Consider the following 22,236-nt stretch of genomic DNA (forward strand, 5'->3'; position numbering starts at 1 on the left):
AATTATTGTTAAAATAGCTTTTAAAAATATGCTTTTACTGTTATAATATCATATTGGAGCCAATGAGGAGGTGATACTATGGAAAAGCGTAAATTGCCTATTTTAGTAGAGATGACAGGTTTAGTTTTGGGGTGCATTTCAATGAGTATTGGTATAAATGCATTTTTAAAACCCCATACAATAGCTCCTGGTGGTCTTAGTGGTCTTTCTTTATTATTAAACAAAATTACAGGTCTTCCTGTATCTGTTGTAATGATGCTTATAGGAGTTCCACTAGTAATGCTTGCTTTTAGAATACTCGGTCTTAAGAATTCATTAAAAACATTATTTGGTACGGTATTATTTTCTGCAATAGTACAATTAACAGATCCGCTTTCAAGAATGAATTTTACTGAAGATTTTCTTCTTTCAGCGATTTCTGGTGGATTGCTAGTTGGTATAGGCCTAGGGATTATGTTTAAATCTGATGCTTCTACTGGGGGTACTGACTTAATCGCTTTAATACTTAGCAAAAAGTTCCCAGGTATTAAAGTCACAAATTTTATGAGTTGTCTAGATGGTATGATTGTTATAGCATCAGGTGTTGTAAATAGAAGCATTGAAACGGCATTGTATTCTGGTATGGCATTGCTTGTTATAGTAAAGGTAGCTGATATCATAGTAGAAGGAGTCAATTCTTCCAGAGCATTTTATATTATATCAGAAGAGCCTGAAAAAGTTAGAAAAGCTATAACTGGAGTGTTAAACAGAGGTCTAACTATACTGGATGGTAAAGGCGGATATACAAAGAACAGCAAAGAAATCTTATTTGTAGTTGTATCGAAAAAACAAGAGTTGTTCTTAAATAGATTAGTTAAAGATGTAGACCCTGAGGCCTTTGTGATAGTTTCTGATGTCAAGGAGGTCTATGGTAAAGGATTTAAAGTTTTAGGATAAATATAAATAGTAAATAGGTCTTACAACGAATTTAGATGTTTATTAAAAAAGATCAGTTAAATTCATTAAGACCTATTTTTATTTGAATATTTATTTAAATCAAACTTACTTTTGATAAAAAGTATATTATTTATCCTATATATTAAGGTAGAAAATTTTAAAAATTGTAATCGTGTCTAATGTTATTTTATTAGTTCATACCTATAACACAAAGTCTCATTCTTTACATTGTAATTTGACTTCAAGTGCTTTTTAATCATATTTTGTTTTGAAAAATCTTTGCTTACAGTCTCAAAATATTTAAATCCTAATTTTATAAGTGGTTTTTTAGAGTTTACATTATCTTTATATGTCTCAGCAACAATTCTTTTTAAACTTAACTCGTAGAATCCATATTTTATCATAATATATGCAATTTCAGTTGCATAACCATACCCCCAATATGCAGGATTAATACAAATACCGATCTCGGCTTCTTCAGCATCTACTTCTATATTATTAAATCCCATATTGCCTATAACTTTATTATCTTTTTTAGAAATAATAGCATAGTGACCAACTCTTCCTTTTTCATAATTATCTATAAAAAAAGATTTAATAAATTTTCTAGTCTTGCTTACACTAGTATGTCTGTCTATAGGTAGATATTTAACTACTATATCATGCTTATAGTAATCATACATGGCTTTTGCATCTTCCATTCTAACTTCACGTAGTATACAATTTTTACTTTCTAAAGGCTTCATTTGAGAATATTTATGCATCATTATATCCTCTCCTTATTTTAATAATGCTCTCTTTATTAGATTATAAAAATTTTGTATAAAATGTTCACTATATAAGAAAATTATTTTTATATGCTATATTATTTATAATGGATATGATGTAACTCATAGTTTTTATTATTTATATATTTCGTAAAAATATAACATACTCTTATTATTATTCTTGTCATAGGCAGGATATACAAAGAAATTATTATTAATATCTAAAGATGGTATAAAACCTTTAATATTATCTATCTCGAAAAATTTATATACATCTATATTACTTCCAGAAAATTTAATATTAAATAGCCTTATTTCGCTATCCGTTTCACTTCTGTTGTATATATTTATCAATTTATCTCTACCTTGATTTAGATATATTTTGTACAATTTACTTGTTTCAATAATTTTTTCTGATTTATTATTTATATTTAACAAATATAGTTTATCTTTTCCATTCTTAGTATCAAGTATTATTAAATTGTTTTCATCTATTACATCAACATGAATTATCCATGAATTGTCCGAACTATCAGTTTCCCTTAAAACCTCAGCTTTATTTTTATCTTTGTCATATGATATTATCATATATTTAAATTTTTTACCTTTACTCTCACTACATAACATAAAAACTTTTGTAGCATCACTTGAATATATCAATGAATATATATCTTTATTATCATCGAGTTTTAGAATTACAGAACTTTTTCTAGATTCAATATCATATTCAATTACATTATTATTTTTATCCATAGCAATAAATCCACTGCTGTCAGGTTTCCAATTTAATAACATTAGATTGGTACCAACAATAAATGTTTTATTATTTTTTAAATCATGAAGATAGTAATCTGCTAAGTCCTTCTTCTGATCTGTTACTCCATATATCAATATATTTTTAGATGGTGATAAAGAAGTGAAATAGTGTATAAGATTTTGATCAAGGTTAAATCTCGCAATATTTCTAATAGTATTTTTCTTATAATCAATTAATTTAATTCCACATTCATTGTTTGATTTATTTTTATATGTTGCTAGAGCACCGTAATCTAACATTTTAACATCTGTGACGATTCCATTAAATGAACGAGAGTCTATAAGTCTTATATTACCTTCTTTGGAATGGAATATATTTTTCTCATAATTGTACTCCTCAAATTCATATTCAAAATTTTTTACATAGCCTTTTTCATATTTTATACCTATATAAATTAAAACTGAAAGTATAATTACAGATAAAAGCAACATTATAAATTCAATACTAAATTTATTATTTTTAAAAAATGACTTATTCATGTGAACTCTCCCATTCGATAGTTGGAATTTTAATTAACACTTCAGTTCCTATTCCAACTTTGCTTATTATGAATATTTCACCATTATAATCTTCTACAATAGACTTTACTATCGCTAAACCTAGACCAGTACTTCCAAGCTCTCTACAATCTAATTTAGAAATTCTATAAAAAGGAGATAAAATTTTTTCTAATTCATTTTCTGCAATTCCTTCTCCACTATCTCTAACCACTATATTTGCAAATCCACTGTCTTTCCACACATTTATAAATATAATAGAATCAATTTTTCCGTATTTTATTGAATTATCTATTATATTTATTATCATCTCCTTAATTTTATCTTCATTAGCAATAATATTTATATTTTCTTCAATATTAGGATCTAATCTAATATTGAACTTTCTTGCTTTGTGAACCATATCATCACACATATTTATAAGTATGTTAGATAAATCTATTTTTTTAAGATCATAATCAAAATCATCCTTAGAATTCTTTGAAATTTCAATAAGTTGTACAATCATTCTATTTAGTCTAGTAGCTTCAGAAATTATTCTATTTATACCTTTATTAAAAAACTTTATATCAGTAAATTGATTATCCTTTAATACCTCACTATATCCGATGATAGATGTCATAGGAGTTTTTAGCTCATGAGTGACATTATCAAAGAATTTCTTTTGCTTTTCTGATAATTTTTTTATATTGTCTCTATCATTTTTTATGATATTTATCTGAAATTGAATTTTCTCTACCATCGTTTTAAAGTCTTTACTTAGTTTGCCTAATTCATCATCCGAGTTAATATCTATATCGATATCAAAGTTTCCCATAGCTATTTCTCTAGTCTTTTTTGATAACTCTACTAATGGCTTAGTCAATTGATTAGATATAAAATATGCAATTATTATACTTAAAATAAATATAAATATAGAAAATACAACTACCTGTTGTAGAAAATCATTGCTTCTTCTATATAACTTAGAATAATCATTTTCAAATCTTATGATTCCTATTATTTTACTATTATTAATTATTGGATAAGATACATACACTCTAGTATTAGATCTATGATGCTTTATTGTGTAAGATAACTTACCTTTTTGAGCTTTTTTCATACTTATATCGTCGTTGGGCTCATTTATTTTTTGATCGTATGGATACATAAGCTTACCTTTAGCACTATATATGAAAACCGTATTCTCTAAACGATAACTCAAATCTTTAGATATATTCATTGCTTCAACAGCAAATGACGCATTATTGAGTTGAAGATCTTTTAATTTTATATATTGCTCAATATATATATTTATACTTTTAGCTGTTGCATTAACTTCATTTTTTATAATAAGTTCATTGTTTTTTTGTAAAATTGCTTCGTTAAAAGTAACTATAGAAAATATTACGAAAAATATTATTCCTAAAAAAAATATCATTATGCGATTAGCAATCGATGTTTTCATATGTTTACATCCTTATCACATAATTTATAACCTGTTCCGATAACAGTTTGGATTCTATCATAATCTCCCAATTTTTTTCTTAATCTTTGAATATGAATATCTACAGTTCTAGATTCACATTCAAAATCAATGCCCCATACTCCTTTCAACAGCTGAGATCTTGAAAGAACCCTATTCTTATTGTCAATAAAATACATAATTAGCTCATACTCTTTATTAGTTAAATTTATTAACTCATCTTTATACTTTACGTATCTTTGATTTTTATCAATTAGGAGTCCGCTTTCTAACCTTACAATATCATGTTTTTTATCTAAAGTAGTCGATAATAACTCAATTCTTCTAAATATTGATTTAACCCTAGCAATAACCTCTCTGATGTTAAACGGTTTTGTTATATAATCGTCTGCACCTAATTCAAACCCTAATATTTTATCTACTGTATCCGATTTAGCTGTCAACATAATTATTGGGATTGAACTCTTTGTATTTACTTCTTTACAAATGTCAAGTCCACTAATATCAGGCAACATTAAGTCTAGAATTATCAAATTGGGACTGTAGGAATCAATAATTTGAAAAGCTGCTTTACCATTTGATGCTACTCTAACGTCATATCCTTCTTTGCTTAAAGAATAGTCTAACAAATCTGAAATGTTTTCTTCATCTTCTATTATTAATACTTTTTTCAAAATTCCTCCTCATTTCTATGTTCAATATTTTTCACTTTCAATCTAGTAAAATTTTATATCCTCTATTTTTTCTCAAAATGACTTTTACTTACTATTCCTATAGTTATTTTCTCCGTAGTGTTATAATTAATTCTTCAATGTATTTATTATTTTTATTGTAAAATAATGAGAAAAAAGTTCAAGATTATACCTATACCTTTCCTTTATAATACCAAATCATTACTTACTAAAGTATAATTTATCGATGTAACATCAATGTAACATTAATATAATACCTCTGTAATTTTTTTGTTACAAGGAATATCAATGGTTTGCAAAATAAATATACATATTTTATGTTTTATTTTTTAAATCGATTTTTTTCTTTGTATATCAATATTTAAAAGTTATTAAATTATTAATGTCAGTAATTTTTCAGTTAAATTTTGTTTTTTCATCCTGCAATGCTATAATATAAATAGCCCTAATAGGAGGTGACAGATTATGGGAAGTGTATTTATTCGTAAACGAAGTAAAAACTATATAGTATACTTAGAATACAAAGAATCAAATTCGGGTAAAAGAAAACAAAAAAATATGGGTTCCTTTGAAAAGAAAAAAGACGCTACCAAAAGAATGATTGAATTAAAAAGTAGCATATTAAACGATGAGCTTATTGTAAATGATATGATTATTAATGAGTTAATGTTGAAGTATTTGTCAGAAAGAAAACAAGACCTATCCCCTTCTTCATATAACTATTACATAAGGATTTTTGAGAAATACATTAATCCGTTGTTAGGAAATATAAAAATCAACAAATTAAAACAGGAAGACATACTTGAATATATGGATAAACTAAGGAGTTCACTGAGTACGAATACATTAAATTTACATTTGAACATTTTAAAGCTATCTTTGGATTTTGCTGTTGATCACGGTTTATTAAATAAAAATGTTGCTAAATTTATAAGAATAAATAATAAGGAATCTAAAAATATAACTAAAAGAAGTTTCAATAAAAATGATATAAAGGAACTACTTGTAAGTTCAAAAGATAATTTATTAGAAATACCTTTATATTTAGCAAGTGGAGTTGGCCTTAAACTCTCCGAAATCCTAGGGCTTACTTGGAACAACGTTGACTTCAATAATAGTACTATTAAAATTGATAAAGTTTCAGTTAGAGAAAACGGCACTGTTGTTTTAAAAGAGCCAAGATCAAGAAATATAGTTAGAACAATTAGTGTACCATTCGAAATCATGGATAAATTAGGAAAACTAAAAGAAGATGCAAATAAGAAAAATGTAAAAAATTCATTAGGCATTAGACAAAAACTCCTCTTTTACGATGATAAAGCTAATCCTATTGCCGAAGACGTTATCAGTAGAAAATTAAAGAGTTTTATCAAAGAAAACAAATTGACAGAAGTAACTTTTCAAGAATTAAGACATTTTCATGTATCTATATTAATAGAAGCCGGAATTTCTGGAAACGTTATTTCTACAAGAATCGGACATTCTAGTGTTTCGACTACATTAAGTATGTATGCAGACCTTTTCGAAAATTATAATGATAATATTGAATTAAGAATATCTCAAAGTATATTTGCATATTAATTTTGACAGGATAATTATATAAATTAAAAAAACTAGCCATTAATTGGCTAGTTTTTCGATTAAGTTTATTATTACTTTAAGTTAATAGATCGTTTTTTCTTAGTACACTATTTTCTTTTCTACTATAATTGCATTAGCATAATTTAACAATAATTCTTCTGCTTTGTCTATATATGAATTTAATTCACTATCACCATTAAAAGAAATTATATTCATAAGTATACTAACAGTATTATCATTAATCATAGCTTTTGTAGAATCTGATGTTGTGCTGCCAAACTTCCCTTCTTCATCCATGAATACAGGGAGATTTTCTATATTTACTGATCCTTTTCCTATTCCTTTATAACTTTCTCCTTCACCGCCAACAGTAAAAGTTATCGTTCCAACTATTTTATCTAAATCATATGTACCAACAGAGTAAGCGCTTTTTAATGATATCAAGTTATTTATATCTACTATATTGTTGATTTTATAAAGTCCATCACCTTTACAAACTCTCCTGTATAATGCTTCTGAAGAAAGTCTATACCTTGAAGGATCTTTTCCGATACTTTTATAAGCGAATCTAGAATCATTAATGTTTTGAATTGATGAAACATCTTTAGTTTCATATTTTTCTTCAATTTTTTTACACTCAACATCAATTAATTCTAGTAGTTCATTATTAGATTCACTAACTTTTATTCTAGCCTCTATGCTACCGATACATGTATTAGGACATATATCTTTTAGCTTTGAATCAATTTTTAAATTCATTTTTATACACTCCTTAATTATCTTTATTTTAATTATAAATCAAATTTCAAATAAATTCATATTTATTAAATATTTTTTATTATTATACTATAATATTATTATGTTAACAAAGCATTGTTATTCTTTACTATTGTTTTGCATTTGAAAAGATTTACTTATTTCCATAATATATTTAAAAAACTTATTTGCTTCATCCAAATAATCCTTATTAACAATGTTTTCTTCCACCTTCTGAATTACTACTTTCTCTCTATCTTCATAATATACAGGTAAATTATTTTCCTTTTTGTATCTAGCAACTTTTGAAACTACCTCTAGTCTTTTTTCAAATAAACCAACTAACTCTTTGTCGATTTTATCTATTTCTTTTCTATATACATTTAATTTGTCCATTTATCTGCTCCCTTTAAATAAATCATATATTCCTATTGCAGCGACAGCTTCAATTACAGGCAATGCTCTTTGTACTATACAAGGATCATGTCTTCCTTCTATAGATATTTTTTCATTTGTATTATCTTTGAAATTAACTGTATTTTGAGTTTTGGCAATAGAAGGAGTCGGTTTAATTGCTACTTTAAATACTAATGGCATTCCATTTGTAATACCTCCCAAAATGCCGCCATTATTATTAGTTTTAGTTTTTATAACTTTTTTATTAATGTAAAATTCATCATTACATTCTGATCCAAGCATATCAGCTACTCCAAATCCAACACCAAATTCTACACCTTTAACTGCAGGAATTGAAAACATAAGATGAGATAACACAGATTCTACAGAATCAAAAAATGGATCACCTATTCCAGGTTTTATACCAATAGCGGCACATTCTACTATTCCACCGACAGAATCACTTGATATTCTTGCTTCAGTGATAACCTTTTGCATTTCTTCCTTTTTTGTTATATCAATTAGAGGTAGCTCTAAGTTCTTTAATTCGTCGAGCTCCTTTTTTGTTATATTCGTAAAGTCAAAACTAACATCTTCGACACTGTTTATTTTTTTTATATGAGATCCAATAAATATTCCTTTTCTTTTTAAGATTTGTTTACATATTGCACCACAAAAAACTAAAGGAGCTGTTAATCTCCCAGAAAAATGTCCCCCACCTCTATAATCATTAAATGAATTATATTTTATATATCCTGTATAATCAGCATGTCCGGGTCTAGCTAAATCTTTAATTTTACTATAATCTTTTGACTTTTTATCTTCATTATTTATTATTGCACATAAAGGTGTTCCAGTAGTTTTACCTTCAAAATAGCCACTTACAATATCCGGCATATCTGATTCTTTTCTTATTGATGAAAGATGGCTTTTTCCAGGAGACCTTCTAGACATTTCTGTATATATTTCACTTAAATCCAGTTCTATACCTGGATCTAGACCATCAATATTAATTCCTATTGCATTTCCATGCGACTCTCCAAATATTGATATTTTTATGTTATTTCCCCATGTTCCACTCATATAATTTTCCTCCTAATTCAGCGAAATCCTTGTAAAAGTTTGGGTAAGATTTAGACGTACATTCACTATCTAATAAGATTATAGCTTTCTTACAAAAACAAGACGCTATCGAAAGCATCATTGCAATACGATGATCATTATGACTCCAAACATCTACTCCTCCACGAAGTTCATCTACTCCATTTATAACCAGACTGTCTTCAGTAGATTTAATATTAGCTCCTAATTTAAGAAGCTCTAATCTAGTTGCTTCAAGTCTATCACATTCTTTAATTTTTAACCGATGTGCGTTTAGTATTTTAGTTTCACCTTTTCTAAGAGCTGCAACAAGTGAAACTATCGGAATAATATCAGGGCATTGGGATGCATCTATTTTAATTTCTTCAATTTGTTTTGTATTATTATAGATTTTATCTTCATTTATTTCAGTTGAAGTGCCCATTCTTTCTAATATACTTATTATCTCTTTATCACCCTGTAGACTATCCTTTTTTAATCCTTTGATAGATATATCTGCTCCAAGGGCATTTGCACAAAGGAAATATGCTGCTTGTGAATAATCACCCTCTACAGTATAATTGCAACATTTATACTGCTGTTTTCCTTTTATAATAAATTCTCTGTAGTCATTATTTACGATATCTATTCCGAATACTTTTAACACAGATAAAGTTAAATCTAAATAAGGTTTCGACTCAAATTCAGTAGTTATAATAATTTTAGAATCGGCGGAAAGAATAGGTAATGCAAACAATAGTCCCGATATAAACTGTGAGCTAACATTACCCTCAACATAAAAATCACCTGGTTTTAGTTTATCTAAAACAGTTAAATCGAGCTCATCTTTTTTATATTTATATCTAATATGTTGTTCATTAAATATATTATAGTAAATGCTTAGCGGTCTCTTACCTAGATTTCCTCTTCCGATATATCTAGCAGGCTGTGATAATGCCGAAAAAATCGGAACAATAAACCTTAAAGTGGACCCTGATTCGCTACAATCTACTGTTTCAATATTATTTTTATATAATACATCATTAGGGTTTGAACAATCATTAAAATGATCATTTGTAGTACATTTCTCTAATTTATGATCGAATAATGTTCCTTTTATTCGATTTGTCATAAGACCTTGTATATAAAGACAATCCCCTTTAGCAGTAATCTCAGCACCAAGTTTTTTCATAGCTCCTATTGTAGACATAATATCATCTGAAAAATCTATATTTTCAATCTTACTTATTCCACTTGTAAGTGATGCACATATAATCGCTCTATGTGAAATACTTTTAGACGGTGGAATTACTATTTCTCCTGCTAAACTCGAAGGATATAACCTTATGTTTGTCATTAAATTTCCTCCTCAAAGAAGTCAAGCGTAGTATCGTATATAAAGCTATCACCTATATCTTTAAGCAATACTACCTTAAGTGTTGATCCAATATTTTTCTTGTCATTTTTTATATATTCCATTATAAACTTTAAACTTACATCCATTTCATATGGTAAGCCTTGTTCTGCTAGGATCTCTCTAATTTTATTTGAAGTTCCTTTTTTAGTAAGGCCTTTCTTTTCACCTAGTAATGCCATATTATACATGCCAATCGCAACCGCTTCTCCATGTGTATATTTTTCAAAATTGTAGTATTTTTCTATCGCATGTCCAAGAGTATGTCCAAAATTTAGAATCATTCTCTCTTTTAAATCTCTTTCGTCTACTTCTACCATATTTTTTTTAATAGTACAGCAGTGATAAATTATTTCATTTATATTTTCCATAATATCATATCTATTTTTTAATGCTTTTAACATATAAAAAAACTCTTTATCTTTAATGCATCCGTATTTTATGACTTCTGCCATCCCGTCCTTAAGATACTCATCTGATAATGTGTTTAGAACTATTGGATCTATAAAAACAGCTTTTGGATTATAAAAACTTCCTACTAAATTTTTACCTCTATCTAAATTAACACCAACTTTACCACCTACAGAGCTATCTACTTGAGCTAATAGCGATGTAGGTATTTGTACAAATGGTATGCCTCTTAAAAAAGATGAAGCAACAAATCCGCATAAATCTCCGACAACACCACCACCCAAGGCAATAAGAATATCATCTCTAGTTACTTCAAAATCTATCAATCTATTGTATATTTTTGGTAAACTATCCAATGATTTAGACATCTCTCCTGGTTTAATAACAATCGTATTTACATCATAATCATGTCTAATAAGAGAACTTTCTATTTTATTTGTATAATAATTATTTACATTTTCATCTGTAATAATCACTGCTTTTCTACATGAATGAATTTTTTTTAATTTTTCTCCTATTGTATCTAATATACCTTCTTCAATTCTTATAAAATATGCGTTATTTGCTAAACCTACATATACTTCTTTCTTCATTTATATCATTCCTTAATTAAATTCATTTATTAATATTTCCTGTCATAATCGTATCATATTTTATTGATTACTACAATTTCAGCGCACTAATTTAGATAATTTAAAAGAGCTAGAACATCTAGCTCCTACTAGTTGCAAATAAAAAAGGAGAATTCGTTTGAATTCTCCTTTTGAAATAATTTTCATTATTTAACTTTAGTTATCCATCCTTCTGGAGCTTTTACATCGCCCATTTGGATTCCATAAAGTGTATCGTATAATTTTTTAACTACAGGACCAACTTCTGTATCACTGTAGAATACATGCATTTTTCCTTCATGCTCGATTCCGCCGATAGGAGTTATAACTGCAGCAGTACCACAAGCTCCTGCTTCTGCATAATCGTCAAGTTTGTCAATGTAAACTGCCTCTTGAGCTGTTTCCATTCCTAAGTATTCTTTTGCAACATGTAATAAAGATAATTTTGTTATACTTGGTAGTATTGAAGAAGATTCTGGAGTAACAAATCTGTTATCTTTTGTTACAGCAAAGAAGTTAGCTGCTCCAACTTCGTCTATTTTTGTATGAGTTGCTGGATCTAGGTATATACAGTCAGCAAAACCTTTTTTAACTGCTTCTTCATGAGCAAGTAAACTAGCTGCATAGTTACCGCCTACTTTATCTTTACCAGTACCATGAGCTGCAGCTCTATCAAAGTTAGTAGTCATGTAGTTTACTGGAGACATTCCACCTTTGTAGTATGGTCCAACTGGCATACAGAATATACCGAATATGTACTCTTTAGCAGGTCTAACACCTATATTTTCTCCAACACCTATAACGTATGGTCTTAGGTATAAAGTTGCACCTGTTCCGTATGGTGGAACATATGCTTCGTTAGCTTTAACAAGCTCTATACAAGCATTTACAAATTTATCTACTGGAACTTCTGGCATTAAAAGTCTTTTACAACTTCTTTGCATTCTCAAAGCGTTTTCCTCAGGTCTAAATAATTGGATTCCACCTTCTTTATTAGTGTAAGCTTTTAAACCTTCGAAACATTGTTGTCCATAGTGTAAACAAGTAGAACCTTGGTTGATTGTTACTGTATCACCATCTACTAGTGAACCATCATCCCAACTACCATCTTTCCAATAAGAAACATAACTTTTGTCTGTTTTCATGTAGTCAAAACCTAATTCTGACCATTCAATATCTTTCTTTTGCATGTTGTTTCCTCCTTATTATTTATATAATTACACGTTTAATTATATAACATTGATATATAATTTTCAACAAAATAAAATTATTAAACATATAATAATCTCTTATAGGTTAAGTTTCGACAAAATTTAGACAATCAATTTTTTATTCTTTACAAAAATTTTTTTATCTTGAATATAATAACGCCAATAATAACTATAGAAAACATCATAAGCAATATAAATGGATACCCATATATCCAAGATAGTTCAGGCATATGTTTAAAGTTCATACCATATATACCTGTTATGATTGTAAGTGGTGCGGAAATCGCTGTCACAAGTGTCAATTTTGTTATTAAATTGTTAGTTTTTTCACCTACTTTTGATGAATAAATATCTAGCAATTTATCTGCAAGTTCTCTGGTAGATATAGCAAAGTTATATAATCTGTCTACTCCTAAATCACTTCTCTGCATATTCTCAGCACAGAAGTTCTTTACTTCTGGATACTTTAAGTATCTTGCATTCTCCTTAATAGCTCTATCTCCAATATATAAAAGTGGTCTAATAGTTTTGACTATATCTCTTGCAAGGCCTCTTACATAGTTAATTCTATCAGAAAAGGAGTCATTTATTTTATCAGATAGATCATCCTCAATTTTTAGTATCATATCTTCAACAGCTTCTAAAGATTCAAAACCACTGATAATTATCTCTTTAAATATAAAGTAATTTAACTGAAAAATATCTACTTGAGGATTTTCTTCTAACATTGAACTTTGGAACATTATATTTTTTATTAGTTTAAATATAAAATGTTCTTCAGTAACAACCACTAAAATAAAATTATCTGCAAGGTATATATTAACTTCCTCGATTATAGTTTGTTTCTCTTTAATTTCAAATGTATTTAAACTTAAATAATCGTATTCATCGTACAAAAGTAGTTTTGTTACATCATCATATCTAAGAGAGTCTCTATAAGTAGTTTCATCTATAGTTAATATATCTTTAAAAAAAGTTAGATTTTCTGGAGTACAAAGAATCGCATATGAACTTTCTTTACAATAAAAATTTTCGTCTATATTTTCAATTACTTTTTTTGTGTTTAAATTTAGTACATACATATCTATTCTCCTAAAATTATATCTTATGATTATTATATATTATTAGTAGTAAATTATTAGATTTTTATCTGTTCACCCATAATTTAACTATATATACATAATTATACATTAACTTTACTACTTTTAAATAAATTTAAAAGACACTATTAAAAAATAGATTGAAGCAAGCCTATTTCAACCTCTTACTTCAATCTATAAATATTTAACTATAAAATTGTCTATTTAACTCTCTTTATTTAGATCTATATCAACTACTTCTTCAGTTTGTCCATTCAAAATATCCATAAATTCTTCACCAGTTATTGTCTCTTTTTCAAGAAGATATGCAGCTAATTCATGAAGTTTATCTATATTGTCTTTTAGAATTTGAATAGCATCTTGATGACAAGTTTTTATCAGCTTTAATACTTCTTCATCTATTTTGGCTGAAGTATCAGGTGAGCATGCTAGCGAAGAATCTCCTCCAAGATATTGATTGTTAACAGTCTCAAGAGCCATCATATCAAACTCTTCACTCATACCTAATCTTGTTATCATTGATCTTGCAATTTTAGTTGCTTGTTCTATATCATTTGAAGCACCAGAAGTACTTAGATTAAAAATTACTTCTTCTGCCGCTCTTCCACCTGTAAGAGTTCTAATTTTCTCAATTGCTTCTTCCTTGCTCATTAGTACATTTTCTTGCTCTGCAACCTGCATTGTGTATCCAAGTGCCCCTGAAGTACGAGGTATTATAGTTATTTTGTGTACGGGAGCTGAATTTTTACCTACAGCAGCTACTAAAGCATGACCAATTTCATGGTATGCTATTATGCGTTTTTCTTTATCTGATATAACTGCACCTTTACGTTGATATCCTGCAATTACAGTTTCAACAGATTCCTCTAAGTCTTCCTGTAAAACTATATCTCTATCACATTTAATAGCTCTAAGTGCAGCTTCGTTTACTATATTTGCAAGTTCAGCTCCAGACGCTCCAGATGTCGCCCTAGCAATAGCGTTGAAATCAATGCCATCAGATACTTTAATTTTCTTTGAGTGGACTTTTAGTATTGATTCTCTACCTGCTAAATCAGGAAGTTCTACTGGTATTCTTCTGTCAAATCTACCAGGTCTAAGCAAGGCTTTATCAAGGCTTTCTGGTCTATTTGTGGCTGCTAGTATTACAACACCAGATCCTCCGTCAAAACCATCCATCTCACTTAGAAGCTGGTTTAAAGTTTGCTCACGCTCATCATTTCCACCTAACCCTGATCCACTATCTCTTTTTTTACCAATAGTATCTATCTCATCAATAAACACTATACATGGTGCTTTTTCTTTTGCCTGCTTAAATAAATCTCTTACTCTAGATGCTCCCATACCGACAAACATCTCCACAAATTCAGAACCTGATATAGAGAAAAATGGTACACCAGCTTCACCAGCGACAGCCTGAGCAAGTAGTGTTTTACCAGTACCTGGGGGCCCGACTAAGAGAGCTCCTTTAGGCATTTCTGCTCCAATTTTTTTATATTTCACTGGATTATTTAAGAAATCTACAATCTCTGTTAAGGCTTCTTTCGCTTCATCTTGACCAGCTACATCTACAAATGTCTTTCCACTTTTAGCTGAAACGTATACTTTTGCATTGCTCTTTCCAAACTGCATAGAGTTTCCACCCATTTTTTTCTGCATTGATTTCATAATCATATTTCCAACAAACATAAAAATTGCCATTGGAATTATCCAGCTAATTAAAAAATTTACTAGAGGGGAATTTTCACGAGGTATTTCACTTGAAAATTTAACATCTGATTTCTCTAATTTTTTTACTAGATCTGGATCATTATTCATTTTGCCAGTAATATAGATTTTTTTATCCTCTTTATCCTTAGGTTTTATTACTATCTTATTATTCTGGATTTGTACTTCTTCTACTTCTCCTTTTTCTACTCTCTGAATAAATGTTCCATAATCTATTTCTACTGTTTTTCTTTCATTTAAGAGTGGCGATATAATAATGTTAAACAGCATAACAACAATTAATGTAACCGCATAGTAATAGAAAATAGGTATTTTAGGATTTTTATTTTCATTCATATTGTGATCTCTCCCTTATTAAGGTTTAAATTTTTCTAATATATCAATATGCCTACTTACAATCAATACAAGAAAGTAATTCATCAAGTTTTTCTAAACCACTTACTATATCTTCCATATCTTTTAGTTTATCTTCAGTTATATTCTCAAAATAATTATCGAATACACTTGATTCCAATTTCGACTGTATGTTCATGAATTTTTCAGCAAGTACTACTTTTACAATTCTTTGGTCTTCATTATCTCTTATGCGACTGATAAATCCGTTTTTTTCTAACCTTTGACATATAACAGAGACGTTACTATTAGTCATATTAAGGTTTTTGCTTAAATCACTTATCTTTACCTCTCCATTTTCATAGAGATCTAGTAATATAACAGCTTGAACTGATGTTATACCAAAAGGTTTATAATGTTCATTTAACATATTTGTAAACTTATTATGTATATTTCTATGATATTCCATAAGCTTTTGTTTAAATATTGCTTCATCCATAAATAACATCTCCTAATCTTATCGTATTTAGTAGTTATGATATACAATGTTTATTTATAAAAACTATCGTCGTGAATATTTAATACGATAATATTTAATACGTTAAATATTAACTTATTATAACTATTAAGTCAACAAAAAATTATTTCATCAGAGTAATTATATAAAATCATATAAATATGTACATAATATGAACAACTCTATTTTTGTATAAACATTATACCCAATTAATTTATAATAAAAACAATATATTTTAACAAAAAAGAGAGTGGTTACCCCTAACACTCTCTTTTTATATCTTACCTTAACAACTTTATTAATAAGGAGGCTATTAATTAGTGGTTAAATCAAATAATTTTCTATCCAATTTTTAAACAAAAGCTCTGAGTGTTCCTTCCATCTTATTACCGGATCATTAGAAGGATCATCGTCAGGATAATAGTTTATCGGTATTTCAATTTTTATATTTTTTTCTACATCTCTTTTATATTCTTTATCTAGTGTATCTTTTGCATACTCACTGTGCCCCATTACGTATATATCTCTAGTATTAGTGATTATATAAGCTCCAGCTTCATCAGAATAACTGACTAGATTTAATTCGGAGTTATTTTTTATATCATTAATATCTATAGTAGTATGTCTTGAATGAGGAGCGTAAAAAACCCCGTCAAAGTTATTTACTATTTTGCTATTTTTATTTATCTTATGTTCAAATACACCAAAGCATTTTTTATTAAGTGGATACTTTTCAATATTATAATCTTTATAAAGTCCTGCTTGAGCCGCCCAACATATATATAAAGTAGATTTTGAATTAACTTTACTATAATCTATAATATCCTTTAATTCCTCCCAATAATCAACTTCTTCAAATTCCATTTGTTCGACCGGAGCCCCTGTTATTATTAACCCATCATAATTAGTTTCTATTATATCATTTAGTGTTTTATAGAATTTTGATGTGTACTCATTGCAAGTTCTTCTACTTTTTCTAGTAGAAATAATTATAAAGTCTATCAGTAAATCTACCCCCGATTTATGCAGTCTTTTTAATAAATCCAACTCTGTATCTATCTTAATAGGCATAAGATTTAGAATTGCAATTTTTTTATACTTATTTTTATATTTGTAATCCTCCGTACAGATTACATCAATTCCCTCTTCAATCAATTTGTCTATAACTGGCAATCCTCTCGTTAGTATTAATGACATAACTCAACTTCCTTTACTTCACAAATTTATTCTATATAAAAGTTTAAAAACACTACCCTAATTTTTCTTTATTATATCGATATAAAAGCTATAGTCTATACAAACTTAAAAATTCAGAGCTTGATCTAAATCAGCTATAAGATCATCTACATTCTCAATACCAACTGATAATCTTATTAGTGATGGATGTATGCCAACATCAATTTGTTTTTTTTCTGATAATTGTCTATGAGTAGTAGATGCTGGATGTATAACTGAAGTTCTTACATCTGCAACGTGAGTGACTAAAGCGGCGACTTTTAATTTACCTACAAATTTTTTAGCATTTTCAATTCCGCCTTTGACATTAAATGACAATACTCCACTCGCACCTTTTGGAAGGTATTTTTTAGCATTCTCATAGTATTTATTACCCTCTAATCCTGGATAATTTACAGAATTAATATTTTTATGCTCTTGTAAAAATTTTGCAATTGAAAGTGCATTAGCAGAATGTCTTTCCATTCTTAAATGCAGTGTTTCAATGTTTTGATTTGTCAAAAAAGCATTGAATGGACTTTGACAGTTCCCATGATCTCTAATAAGCTGTACTCTTGCCTTTGTTATAAAAGCTGCTTGCTCAAAAGTTTCAGTATAGCTAAGACCATGGTAAGAAGGGTCTGGATCAACTAATTCCTTAAATTTTCCATTATCCCAGTTAAAATTACCTCCATCTACAACTATACCGCCCATGGCTGCAGCATGACCATCTAAGTATTTTGTAGTTGAGTGTGTAACTATGTTAACCCCGTACTCAATTGGGTTACAAAGATATGGTGAGGCTAATGTATTATCTATAATTACTGGAACATCTATCGTTTTACCTATAGATACTATTTTTTCTAAGTCTAGCACTTCTAATGTAGGATTTGCCAATGTTTCGCCAAATATAGCTTTTGTGTTTTCATCTGCTAAAGCTATTATTTTTTCAGCCTCGTCGTCTAAATCAAATCTTTTAATTTCTATACCTAATTTTTTAAATGTATGGCCAAATAAGTTTATACTTCCTCCATATACTTTCGAAGAGCATAAGAAGTTATCTCCGGCTTGACATATATTTAGTATTGCAAGTAAATTTGCCGCTTGCCCTGATGATGCAGCTAATGCACCAACACCACCCTCTAGTAAGTTAATTTTCTCCTCAAGTGCTTGAACTGTTGGATTGCTAAGTCTAGAATAAAAATGTCCCGAAGCTTTTAAATCAAATAAATCTGCAAGTTGATCCAATTCATCGTATTTAAAAGTAGTGCTTTGATGTATTGGTACTACTCTTGCTTCTCCACTCCCTGGTTTATAATTTCCTTGAACACATATTGTTTCTTTTTTTGACATTTTGTTGTCCCCCTTTGATTTTATTTAAAATTAAATAAATCGGCGATGAGCTCTAAATATAAATAAGAGCCTAAGTATATACTCAGGCTCTATAATAAGCTTTACTATACTCATCTTTCAGCTTCTCACGCTGCAGGATTTAGCACCAATGTATAATTAATATATACTGGTTGCCGGGTTTCATAGGGCCAGTCCCTCCACCACTCTGGATAAGATTTAATTTAATTTTGTGTTGTACCCATGATATATTTTTCCAGAAACTTTGTCAACTCTTTTTTAGGAAATATTTTAAATAACTTTATTTTAAATATTTTTATTTAATTCATCCTTAAAGTCACTTATCCATAAATAAAGTGATTTAAAGATGTTAGATTGTTGTTTAATTATAGATTTATTTATAAAATCCAATTTATTACTATTATTTATTTTGCAGTCATTATCTATAGATTTAATATCCTTTAGTTCATCACTATTTATTTCTCTGTCTTTTATCAAAGTTTTTTCTAGATACATCATACTCTTTTCTATATTGTTTCTAATAGAGCTTGTCAGATCGTTTGCATCCTCTTTAGATAGATTTTTTATATTTGTAATAACAGCATTGAATTCTAGCATTACATCTATGTGATTGCTTGCAGCCTTTTTCATCAAATCCATGTAATAGATTTCTCCGAATTTAGTTATAGAATAAATTGTTTTTTCTGGCATTCTACCCTCTTTTATTATTTCACTCGATAAATAACCTTTTTTCTCTAATTGAATTGTCTTTTTATAAATAGATGGCGTACTTATTTTTACCCATTTTGATATCCCAGTTAACTCTATACTCTTTTGAATTTCGTAGGCACTTTTAGGCTCTTTATAAATATCTCCTAAAATCGCCAAATCGACCGTAGACATATTATCTAATCACCTTCCTATCATTTTCATTTATACAAATAACCAAATATTATCGGCTTATCTATGCTTAAATTATTGGTTTTCATAGCTATATTAAATACTACTATATTATACACTAGTCGACAATATACGTATTTATTTTTTTAATTTTGATAAGATTTATATACTTTTTATTAAGTCTAAATCGCCACTACATAGTATGTCTAAATTTTCAAATATTTTTTTAGATGACCAATTCCACCACTTAATTTTTAATAAGTAATCAATAAATTCATCATCAAATCTCTTTCTAATAACTTTTATTGGATTTCCTCCTGCTATACAATATGGGCCTATATCTTTTGTAACGACAGAGTTAGCTGCTACTATAGCACCATCTCCTATATGTACGCCTGGCATTACAGTGACATTTTGACCTATCCATACATCATTTCCTATTACAGTGTCTCCTTTAAGAGGAAGATCTTCAAGTGTAGGTATAGACTTTTCCCAACCATGCACCATTATATTAAATGGATAAGTTGTTACAGAATCCATTCTATGATTAGCTCCATTCATAACAAACTCTATACCTTTTGCAATTGCACAAAATTTACCTATTATTAGTTTATCTCCTATAAATTCGTAGTGATGAGTTACTCTATCCTCAAATTTCTCAGCACCGTTTATATCGTCATAATAAGTATAATCTCCTATAATTATATTAGGTCTTTTTATTACATTTTTAATGTAACATATTGACTTTATATTTTCATTTGGATAAATTTCATTCGGATTTGGTCCAAACATATTATACACCTCCAAATTTATATTGAATAAGATTCTTTAACTAGTATACTATAAAACTAGTCCGTATAACATAAATTTACAACACTTACTTTAAATAGAATAATAAAAGAATTAACAAAAATAAATATAAAAATGCTGTACAATATAGGCTAATAAAGTCTAACTGTACAGCATTATTTTATATTATTTCAATCTTTTAACATTATATGAATAAACTTGCTATTAATAATTCTACAAATCCCACAGCCCATACAATTGTACTAGCTATAGAGTAACCTCTGATCTGCTCTTTTGCTTCAGTAACACCAAGAGTTCTGTTTACAACCCAGAAGTATGAGTCATTGAAATGTGAGAACACTAGTGAACCTATACAAGCAGATAAAACTGCAAGCTCTGGACTAAGTCCAAGTGTAGCCATCATTGGAGCAGTAACTGATGCTGCTGTAGTCATAGCAACAGTACCACTTCCTTGTATAAGTCTTATTATAGAAGATATAGCGAATGGTATTACTACTGCAGGAAGCGCTGTTTGAGCTATCAAACCAGCTATATAATCTCCAGCTCCACTGTCTCTTATTATCATTCCTAAAGCACCACCAGCACCTGTAACAAGCATTATAACACCTGCTGACTTTATTCCTTTTTCCATTGCGCCTATGATCTCTTTTCTCTCATACTTAGCGCCTAATCCGTATATAGCAACAATAAGACCTATCCCAACAGCTATGATTGGAGATCCTAAGAAATTTATAACTTCAGACATTCCACCTTCATACTTAAATAAAGATGAAACTGTACTTATAAGTATTAAAACTATAGGTACTATTATAGGCATAAATGACATAAATGTAGATGGAAAAACTTCTGATTCATCACCTAAAGCATTTTCATTAGATGGTGCAGTATATTCTGTTAAATAAGTCTCTCCATCTTCAGAAGGTATTCTGTACATTTTATTTCCTATATACTTTGCATACATAAGTCCTGCAATTGTCATAGGTATTGCACATATAATACCAAGTAGTAATACTGTTCCGACATTAGCTCCATATATTCCAGCAACACCGACTGGTCCTGGAGTAGGAGGTACTAAAGAGTGAGTTATTACAAGTCCAACTGCTAAAGATAATCCAAGTGAAATAACTGATTTCCCAGTATTTCTAGATATAGATTTAGCAAGTGGTGATAGTACTACGAACCCTGAATCACAAAATATAGGAATAGATACTAAGAATCCTGTTATAGCTAGAGCTAATTCTTCTCTACCTTTCCCTAGTTTCTTAACGAACACTTGAGCCATTTTTTTAGCGGCTCCAGAAATTTCGAATATCTCTCCCATCATAACACCAAAACCTATTATGATACCTATACTACCAAGAGTATTACCAAACCCTTTTGTTATACTCCCTACTACGTCTGCTGCTCCCATTCCACCAACAAGTCCAGTGACAGATGCAGCGATAATCATAGCTAAAAACGGATGTATTTTTGTTTTTAGCATCATGAAAATTAACAGTGTAATACCTAAACCAAGTCCTAATAGAAGTTGAGGACCTGATGATACTAATGTTGTCGCTTCCATATTATTATTCTCCCTTAAAAATTATTGTATTATGTCATATATTTATATATAAAACTAAAATTTAGTTTTATCATATTGAAAATCC

Annotated in this window: 20 protein-coding genes and 1 riboswitch; of the genes, 2 read left to right on the forward strand and 18 right to left on the reverse strand. The window is 28.8% G+C overall.

Going from position 1 to position 22,236, the window contains the following annotated elements:
• The first annotated feature begins 78 nt into the window (after positions 1-78).
• Positions 79-936 carry a YitT family protein gene (locus tag KQI18_RS00220; protein ID WP_216465487.1) on the forward strand — a complete coding sequence of 286 codons (858 nt, stop codon included), beginning with the start codon at positions 79-81 and terminating at the stop codon, positions 934-936.
• A gap of 182 nt (positions 937-1,118) precedes the next feature.
• Here KQI18_RS00220 and KQI18_RS00225 read toward each other — a convergent pair whose 3' ends face one another.
• The 4 genes from KQI18_RS00225 to KQI18_RS00240 all read right to left on the reverse strand — a co-directional run bounded on the left by KQI18_RS00225 (position 1,119) and on the right by KQI18_RS00240 (position 5,156).
• Positions 1,119-1,703 (reverse strand): GNAT family N-acetyltransferase, encoded by a 585-nt coding sequence (locus tag KQI18_RS00225; RefSeq protein ID WP_236887575.1) that lies wholly within the window; start codon positions 1,701-1,703, stop codon positions 1,119-1,121.
• Positions 1,704-1,838: 135 nt separating this feature from the next.
• Complete coding sequence (locus tag KQI18_RS00230) at positions 1,839-2,999, reverse strand: hypothetical protein (RefSeq protein ID WP_216465488.1); 1,161 nt, start codon at positions 2,997-2,999, stop codon at positions 1,839-1,841.
• Positions 2,992-4,464 carry a sensor histidine kinase gene (locus KQI18_RS00235; RefSeq protein ID WP_216465489.1) on the reverse strand — a complete coding sequence of 491 codons (1,473 nt, stop codon included), beginning with the start codon at positions 4,462-4,464 and terminating at the stop codon, positions 2,992-2,994. The genes KQI18_RS00230 and KQI18_RS00235 overlap by 8 nt, the downstream gene beginning before the upstream one ends.
• Positions 4,461-5,156 (reverse strand): response regulator transcription factor, encoded by a 696-nt coding sequence (locus tag KQI18_RS00240; protein WP_236887576.1) that lies wholly within the window; start codon positions 5,154-5,156, stop codon positions 4,461-4,463. Before KQI18_RS00240 ends, KQI18_RS00235 begins: the two co-directional genes overlap by 4 nt.
• A gap of 483 nt (positions 5,157-5,639) precedes the next feature.
• Here KQI18_RS00240 and KQI18_RS00245 point away from each other — a divergent pair, with 483 nt between their 5' ends.
• The gene (locus tag KQI18_RS00245) at positions 5,640-6,755 is read left to right on the forward strand and encodes a tyrosine-type recombinase/integrase (protein ID WP_216465490.1); all 1,116 of its coding nucleotides are present in this window, start codon (positions 5,640-5,642) and stop codon (positions 6,753-6,755) included.
• Positions 6,756-6,854: 99 nt separating this feature from the next.
• Here the strand turns inward: KQI18_RS00245 and KQI18_RS00250 are convergent, their stop codons facing one another.
• The 14 genes from KQI18_RS00250 to KQI18_RS00315 all read right to left on the reverse strand — a co-directional run bounded on the left by KQI18_RS00250 (position 6,855) and on the right by KQI18_RS00315 (position 22,151).
• Positions 6,855-7,514, reverse strand: a complete 660-nt coding sequence (locus KQI18_RS00250; protein ID WP_216465491.1) for a B3/4 domain-containing protein — start codon at positions 7,512-7,514, stop codon at positions 6,855-6,857.
• 117 nt (positions 7,515-7,631) lie between these two features.
• Positions 7,632-7,907 (reverse strand): chorismate mutase, encoded by a 276-nt coding sequence (locus KQI18_RS00255; protein ID WP_216465492.1) that lies wholly within the window; start codon positions 7,905-7,907, stop codon positions 7,632-7,634.
• Positions 7,908-8,990 (reverse strand): chorismate synthase, encoded by a 1,083-nt coding sequence (gene aroC, locus KQI18_RS00260; protein WP_216465493.1) that lies wholly within the window; start codon positions 8,988-8,990, stop codon positions 7,908-7,910. It lies immediately after the preceding gene.
• Complete coding sequence (gene aroA / locus KQI18_RS00265; protein ID WP_216465494.1) at positions 8,968-10,344, reverse strand: 3-phosphoshikimate 1-carboxyvinyltransferase; 1,377 nt, start codon at positions 10,342-10,344, stop codon at positions 8,968-8,970. The genes aroC and aroA overlap by 23 nt, the downstream gene beginning before the upstream one ends.
• A complete protein-coding gene (gene aroB / locus KQI18_RS00270; RefSeq protein ID WP_216465495.1) occupies positions 10,344-11,405 on the reverse strand; it encodes a 3-dehydroquinate synthase in 1,062 nt (353 codons plus the stop codon). The genes aroA and aroB overlap by 1 nt, the downstream gene beginning before the upstream one ends.
• 185 nt (positions 11,406-11,590) lie before the next feature.
• Positions 11,591-12,613 (reverse strand): branched-chain amino acid aminotransferase, encoded by a 1,023-nt coding sequence (locus KQI18_RS00275; RefSeq protein WP_216465496.1) that lies wholly within the window; start codon positions 12,611-12,613, stop codon positions 11,591-11,593.
• Between the two features lie 146 nt (positions 12,614-12,759).
• Positions 12,760-13,716 (reverse strand): CorA family divalent cation transporter, encoded by a 957-nt coding sequence (locus KQI18_RS00280; protein ID WP_216465497.1) that lies wholly within the window; start codon positions 13,714-13,716, stop codon positions 12,760-12,762.
• Positions 13,717-13,938: 222 nt separating this feature from the next.
• Complete coding sequence (gene ftsH, locus KQI18_RS00285; protein WP_216465498.1) at positions 13,939-15,798, reverse strand: ATP-dependent zinc metalloprotease FtsH; 1,860 nt, start codon at positions 15,796-15,798, stop codon at positions 13,939-13,941.
• Positions 15,799-15,850: 52 nt separating this feature from the next.
• On the reverse strand, positions 15,851-16,294 hold the full coding sequence (locus tag KQI18_RS00290; protein ID WP_216465499.1) for a MarR family winged helix-turn-helix transcriptional regulator: 444 nt from the start codon (positions 16,292-16,294) through the stop codon (positions 15,851-15,853).
• Positions 16,295-16,636: 342 nt separating this feature from the next.
• Positions 16,637-17,509, reverse strand: coding sequence for a homoserine O-succinyltransferase (locus KQI18_RS00295; protein WP_216465500.1), 873 nt, complete (start codon positions 17,507-17,509; stop codon positions 16,637-16,639).
• Positions 17,510-17,614: 105 nt separating this feature from the next.
• A complete protein-coding gene (locus KQI18_RS00300; protein WP_216465501.1) occupies positions 17,615-18,880 on the reverse strand; it encodes an O-acetylhomoserine aminocarboxypropyltransferase/cysteine synthase family protein in 1,266 nt (421 codons plus the stop codon).
• A gap of 107 nt (positions 18,881-18,987) precedes the next feature.
• Positions 18,988-19,096, reverse strand: a riboswitch (SAM riboswitch).
• An 87-nt stretch (positions 19,097-19,183) separates the two neighbouring features.
• The gene (locus KQI18_RS00305) at positions 19,184-19,780 is read right to left on the reverse strand and encodes a PadR family transcriptional regulator (protein ID WP_216465502.1); all 597 of its coding nucleotides are present in this window, start codon (positions 19,778-19,780) and stop codon (positions 19,184-19,186) included.
• A 159-nt stretch (positions 19,781-19,939) separates the two neighbouring features.
• Entirely contained in the window at positions 19,940-20,569 is a 630-nt protein-coding gene (locus tag KQI18_RS00310; protein ID WP_216465503.1) for a Vat family streptogramin A O-acetyltransferase, read from the reverse strand.
• 202 nt (positions 20,570-20,771) lie between these two features.
• Positions 20,772-22,151 carry a GntP family permease gene (locus tag KQI18_RS00315; RefSeq protein ID WP_216465504.1) on the reverse strand — a complete coding sequence of 460 codons (1,380 nt, stop codon included), beginning with the start codon at positions 22,149-22,151 and terminating at the stop codon, positions 20,772-20,774.
• Between the last annotated feature and the right edge of the window lie 85 nt (positions 22,152-22,236).

Origin of the sequence: Metaclostridioides mangenotii (genome assembly GCF_018917235.1) — a bacterium.
Classification (GTDB): Bacteria; Bacillota; Clostridia; order Peptostreptococcales; family Peptostreptococcaceae; genus Metaclostridioides.